The 6,129-nt window shown below is 40.0% G+C and carries 6 protein-coding genes; all 6 read right to left on the minus strand.

Annotated elements, in window-relative coordinates; genetic code table 11:
• Window positions 1-35 precede the first annotated feature (35 nt).
• On the minus strand, window positions 36-1,694 hold the full coding sequence (locus NWQ57_RS14095; protein ID WP_306022797.1) for a diguanylate cyclase: 1,659 nt from the start codon (window positions 1,692-1,694) through the stop codon (window positions 36-38).
• A 277-nt stretch (window positions 1,695-1,971) separates the two neighbouring features.
• Window positions 1,972-2,412 (minus strand): MaoC family dehydratase, encoded by a 441-nt coding sequence (locus tag NWQ57_RS14100; RefSeq protein WP_306022798.1) that lies wholly within the window; start codon window positions 2,410-2,412, stop codon window positions 1,972-1,974.
• A 154-nt stretch (window positions 2,413-2,566) separates the two neighbouring features.
• Window positions 2,567-3,238: a nitroreductase gene (locus NWQ57_RS14105; protein ID WP_306022799.1), complete on the minus strand. Its 672-nt coding sequence runs from the start codon at window positions 3,236-3,238 to the stop codon at window positions 2,567-2,569.
• A 642-nt stretch (window positions 3,239-3,880) separates the two neighbouring features.
• Window positions 3,881-4,714, minus strand: coding sequence for an HAD family hydrolase (locus NWQ57_RS14110; protein ID WP_306022800.1), 834 nt, complete (start codon window positions 4,712-4,714; stop codon window positions 3,881-3,883).
• Between the two features lie 358 nt (window positions 4,715-5,072).
• Window positions 5,073-5,555, minus strand: a complete 483-nt coding sequence (locus NWQ57_RS14115; protein ID WP_306022801.1) for a YchJ family protein — start codon at window positions 5,553-5,555, stop codon at window positions 5,073-5,075.
• An 81-nt stretch (window positions 5,556-5,636) separates the two neighbouring features.
• Entirely contained in the window at window positions 5,637-6,014 is a 378-nt protein-coding gene (locus NWQ57_RS14120; RefSeq protein ID WP_306022802.1) for a hypothetical protein, read from the minus strand.
• Window positions 6,015-6,129 lie beyond the last annotated feature (115 nt).

A 6,129-nucleotide genomic window follows, 5' to 3' on the forward strand; every position in this document is an offset into this window, starting at 1 on the left:
ACGATGTTAATAACACGAAACTTAAGATTTTAACTCTAATGTGGCGTGATGCATTGTGGTGAGTTATCAGGTTCGTCGGGTAGTTCGAAGACGGTATTGCGACCGCTATCTTTTGCTTGGTATAACGCCACATCGGCAAGTTTGATTAACTCTTCAAGTCGGCTTAAGTGATTAACATAGCCAGCCACACCAAAACTTGCAGTCACCGTAAGCGACTGACCATCATGAATAACGCGCAGAGCTTGAATGTCTTCCCGTAAGGTATTTGCAAGCCCAGTAGCTGCTACCTTGTTGGTATTCGGCAAGAATATAATAAATTCTTCTCCACCCCAGCGAGCTAAAACATCACTTTTTCGAACCTTATTTTTTAAGATTGAGGCTACTTTTTTCAGGACTGCGTCGCCCGCTGCATGGCCATGGTCATCATTAATTTTTTTAAACCAGTCGATATCCAGCAAAATCATCGACATGTTTTTGTGAAGTCTGAGATTTAAATGCCATTGGTTGTTTGCAACAGAGCTAAAAGCTCGCCGGTTATACAAAGCGGTTAGATGATCAAATTGAGCGTCTACTTCTGCAATTAGGCGAGCTTTATTCACTTCTTTTAAATCAAATGCCAAGGCTAAAGCAAAAATGAACATCTCTATCAGCATACCGATTTCAATACTGTGAAATAACATGGCATTGTATGAAATGATCCCCCACGTTGTTGCTGCCGAAATAGCCGCGCCACCAGCTCCCATTAAAACGGCGGGAATAAAAAATTGCACGACACGGTGGTTAGATTTAAAGGTTACAAACCCTAAAGATATAAAAACAACGACCAACAGTGAGGTTAATATCACTCCAATATGCACGGCAAGAAGTTGCTTACCGGTGATAAATAACGAACCGCCTATGATAATCAAAGCCGCATAAATCCAGATTTTAAGCTTGTATAAGCGGGGCGTGAATACCTTTAATTTAAGGAATTCAAAGCAAAAGGCGATTGCAAATATGATGTAAAAGTATAAAAAGATGATCATTGCCCAACTTTGGACATACAAATTATCCGGCCAAATATACTTAAATCCATGGCCAGTGTACGCAATGTTGAGGCTTAAAAAAGACAGTAGATACAAGGAATAAAAGACGTAGCGAACGTCCTTTAGACCAACAGAAAGCGCGATGTTATAAATCAACAATATAAAAAATGCGCCATATAGAAAACCATAGAAGTAGCTGGATAAAGCAACATTGTTTTGAACTAGACTCTCGTCGGTCAAATAAATAGGGATCAGTAGAGGATCGTTTGACTTAAAGCGCATAATCACATCGGTAGTGCCTGGCTCAAACACATATTGTTGCGTCATCATGCGGGTGCGATTTGGTCTTTCGGCAAAAGGCAATGTATCGCCAATTGAGTTTTGCTTCACTAGGGCGTTGTGGCGTATAAAATAAAAATCGCCGCGATCTAACCAAGCACTATCAATGTAAAACACTTTCTTAATGCTATCAGCACTAGAATTAGTTATTGATACTGACGCCCACACCACATCGCTGGTAAAGCCGAAACTGACCTTGCTATTTTGCTTATGTGAAAAACTACTGAGTTGATATTGTTGAAAGACTTGTTCGAAAGTTAAATTTTCATCATTCGATTGAAGAAAATCAAGGTGCTCATTGATGAAAAATTCGTCAGAAACCGCAGACAACTCAATAGTTTTGCTGATGCAGCAAAAACTAAAAAATAATAAAAACAAGCATGAATAACGAATGATATTCAACCTAACATACCGGCGATATTGTTAGATTATATCCTCAATGACCTTTTGTCTAACAACTATAAACAACACCTTAAACGATTAACACGTTTGGTTGGAAGGACACTCTGCGAACAAAGACAAAAGCGTCGTATTCAGTTACGGACTTACTTTCATGATTGAGGTAAAAAATGTTACTTTTTTGTTTTTTGAATCAGCTCAAGAAAAACTAGATATTTTTACATTTGAAAAAGGCCTTAGATTCTAAGCTCATGACAATAAGCCCATCTTGATTTAATACTTGGTAATTCATGCAAACTAAACCAACTCCTGGCTTACTTTCTGTCAACCTACATTCGCTTACCGTGCTTTTCACATTTAGTATATAGCCTGGATAAACAGGGTGTAACCACCTGAGATTATTAATACCTGGCGAACCGAGTGAACCATGTTTTTCTGGCAAACTATCAATTAACATTCGCATAAACATCGACGCAGTGTGCCAACCACTTGCGCACAAGCCGCCAAATAAAGAGTGTTTTGCTGCTTCGTTGTCGAGATGAAAAAATTGCGGATCATATTTACCGGCAAATTCTTTGATTTCGGCTTCGGTCACTAAATAAGCACCAAACTGAGCTGTTTGCCCAGGATAAAAGTCTTCAAAGAACATATGAGCTCCTGTAGTTAATCAGATTGCATTCTGCAGGTTATCTACCTTAGCCGTCTTGAGATTTGCAAAAAAGGGCAGACTAAAGCAGATAATCGGACTTTAGATGTTCGGACCCTAGAGGGCCGGGTTTTGCTTATTTAATTAAAATAAACAGTTAGAAGCCGTGATAAGTAACAAAGTCTTTATTATCGGCTCGAGTAGAGCGAACATCATTGGCTGGAAAATTCTCGTCAGGGTAACCCATTGCGATACAAATCATAATGGCTTCATTGTCAGGAATTTGCGCATGTTGATGTACAACATCTGATTGCATAATACCTTGACCATTAATGACACAGCCAAGGCCAAGATCCCATGCCGCCAGTACTATTCCATAGGCTAAAGAGCCTAAACCAAATTGGGTGATACCCGCAGGCTCTAATTCTTTATCGTAAGTTAGTACCAATGATACTGGGGCATCAAACTGCCGAAAACCTCTCATCATCCAGTCCATGCGCTTTTCTTTGTCTTCTCTGCTAATTCCCATGACTTCAAACAATTGTACTGCGACATCGATTTGTCGTTGTCTGTGAATACCTTGATAGTCTTCTTTGTAGGGAAAATCCCGAACATTAGGTTTCCCTGCTAGCGTATTATTGGTATTACCCTCGCGGATTTTATCAAGAACCTCCCCTGTAACAGCATGAATGCGCCAGGTTTGGGTATTGTAAGAAGAGGGCGCCCATTTCGCGGCGTTAATAACAGCATCAACGACTTCTTTAGTAACGGCTTGTTTAGTAAAACCACGCACGCTCTTTCGTGATGCCGCAAATTCTGCAAAATTCATACACACCTCTTATTTTAAGTTCAAGAAAGCCTTAACTTTAAAGAGGGAAAATTATTTGTGACACTTTATCTTATCAATAGCCGTTAATTGATAAAATAAATGCAAAAGTAACCCGAACTCTGGATAAGAAGTGTCGTTATAACTTCAATTACAAACGAAAGATTAGCGGTTTCTACCCGAGCTGATATTCACTCGGTGACGAAAGTTTTGTGGATAGTAGGGCTGGATTTCGTACGAAATAGCTGACTATTGCTAGAAACCCCAGCGCTGCTAAGCGCAATAAGAGCGTTATTGAGAGCCGCGGCTTATCCAAAGTTCAGTAAGTGGTAAACCCAGCTTTAAACACTATAGATGACTTGTTGAACTTTTATGTGCATGGTTGCAGCAGCCAGTGTTTCCATGAGGCACCGCCGATGTTTGCAGGTCTAGTGGGCGACAAAAAAACGCGCTTCAGATAAACAAAAATGACACAAGGGCCGACTCACCTCGGTGTTGAGGAAGGCTCTGTGCTTAGCCACCGCTCTTTTGCAGTTGGCCAATACACCAGTGAGCCTGTTTTGGGTTTAAGATGCCGCCATTTTGCTTTTAAAGGTCAGCAAGCCCTAGAAAACGACAATGATTCCTTAAAAATTTATTAGGCTCTTACAATGAAAAGCGTTCGCGTAAAAAGTGCGCGATACCATCTTTATGATTGTGACCAATAACACCGCTTGCCGATTGTTTGACTTCGTCTCGGGCATTTTCAGGCGCATAACTTTCATCCGCTAAAGCAAACATGCTCAGGTCGTTATCACCATCGCCAAAACAAATAACGTTGCTGGCACCTAATTGCTTTTTTAAGTTTGTTACCGCACTACCTTTGTTAGCAAGACAGTGATGCACATCCATCCAACGATAACCTCTACCTTCAAGCGCTGGGCCTGAATAAGCAATTAAATTCGTATGGGTATTAAGTTCTTGCCACATCTTACTGATGATATCTGCTTTGCCAATCATACTGATATTGGTTACATGACTGTTGCTAGGTAGGGCATGTAAAGGTAGAAGCTTTGCATCAGTTTGAGAAAAAAACTTACGAATGAGTTCTCGTTCTACTTCGTGGCGTGTCTCAGCGTGGAAAATATAATGATGATGCTCAATTTTACTTGGCGCATCAATGGCGTTAACAAAAGGAGCGATACCTTGTGATAGGGCGCAATCGACAATGGTGGTGATTTCTGATTGACTGAGCAAATTTTCAAAAGTCAATCGCTGGACTTTAGGATCCCAAACGGTAACGCCATTATTGTATATTTGCGGTAAGTCGAAATAATGCCCATCTATGATGCGCTGAGCTGAAAGCATTGTGCGTCCGGTGGCTACCGTATAAGCAATATTTTTATCTTTTAGCAGGTTGAGGGTGTCTTTGGTAAATGTCGATATTTCAGATGCATCGTTTAACAGTGTGCCATCTAAGTCGAAAAAAATAAGATCCATAATAATTTCTACAGCTCGTGCGTTGAGGCGAAAAGGTTGCCTAGTTAGGGATTAGATGCAACAGTCATTATACGCATTAACAAGCAAATTAGTTTACTCAGCTTAATATTTGCTTAGTGTTCGAGTTAAATTCAAACCTTCTCAAGGCTAAAACTTAAACAGGTCTAGCGTAGTCCTTAATAGCAACGTGGTGAATCTACCTATATTTAAAATCAAGCACTTAGGCTACATAATTCAGCATGATAGAATCTAGCACTTTGGCTCAGGAGCCGGCCAACAAACGCAAAGTAACAAGGGTTAAAGCTTAAAAATAGCAGCAATACTTACAAAAAGTCCCAAACGGTTAAACTATTAAACGCTATAAACCAGAACAACATTTTTTGAATTTTTTACCACTGCCGCACAAACACACATCATTGCGTTGCTGCATGTATGGGCCCGAGTCTTGATGCATTATGCCAGAGGTGTAATACCACTTTTGGTCTTGCTGGATAAAATCAGACGTCTCATGCATCAGATAATACTGCGTTTCTACTTGATAGTAGGCTCGAAACTCTACCTTAGCCGTAGTTTGTTTTTGCTGGGTTTTAACTACCACTAAACGCAGCCATGCAGTGTCCGCCGCCCCCTGCGCGATATCATGTATATTCAGATGTTTTTGTTGCGCTTGTGCGTAAGTGGCGAGAACATATTCGTAGTTTTGTAAGCGGTAAGCACAAAACCGCGAGCGCATTAAGGCTTCGGCACTTTTGGCAACCTGTTTACCTGATAAAAGTGGCTCGCAACAAGAGCCAAAATCTTGCTCATTACCACAATAACAAGGGCTAACTAAAGACTGCATAAGGTATCTTCTAAAAACTCAGTTGCAGTATTTTAACTAAGCGAATAAACAAACAACAGCAGAACTTAGTGCAGATAATGCTTACCAAGGCCCTTGAACAATTTGCGCGCTGGTTTTTTTGTTGGGTAACAAATTGATTAAGGTCACATTGTGCATAGCACAAAGCTGTTGAATGCGGTGATGGGCAATTTCATCGATACTGAGTTGTTCAACAAATAACAAATTACATTGGCCACTAGTAATAATTTTTTCTAACCACTCTTTTAAAGTCACGGTTTGTGGTTTGGGTAACTTAATCACAAAGTCAGCTTTTTCATTGAATTGAATATGGTTAGCCAGTAAATAGGTCCACTTCTGTTGGTTTAGCCCTTGGCTTTGTAAACTAAACTGCGGCGCAACAATTTGTTGCACAACGGTGCTTCGTTGAGATTGGGTTGATAATGCATGTAACTTTGCCATAAGTTTACCTACTAGTGATTATTTATACAGTGGTTTTGTATACAGTAGTACTGTATAAATAATCATGCAAGTGTTTTTTTTGTTTATATTTCAAACAATCTTAAATCACACATTT

The organism is Paraglaciecola sp. (assembly GCF_030730205.1).
Taxonomy (GTDB): Bacteria; Pseudomonadota; Gammaproteobacteria; order Enterobacterales; family Alteromonadaceae; genus Paraglaciecola.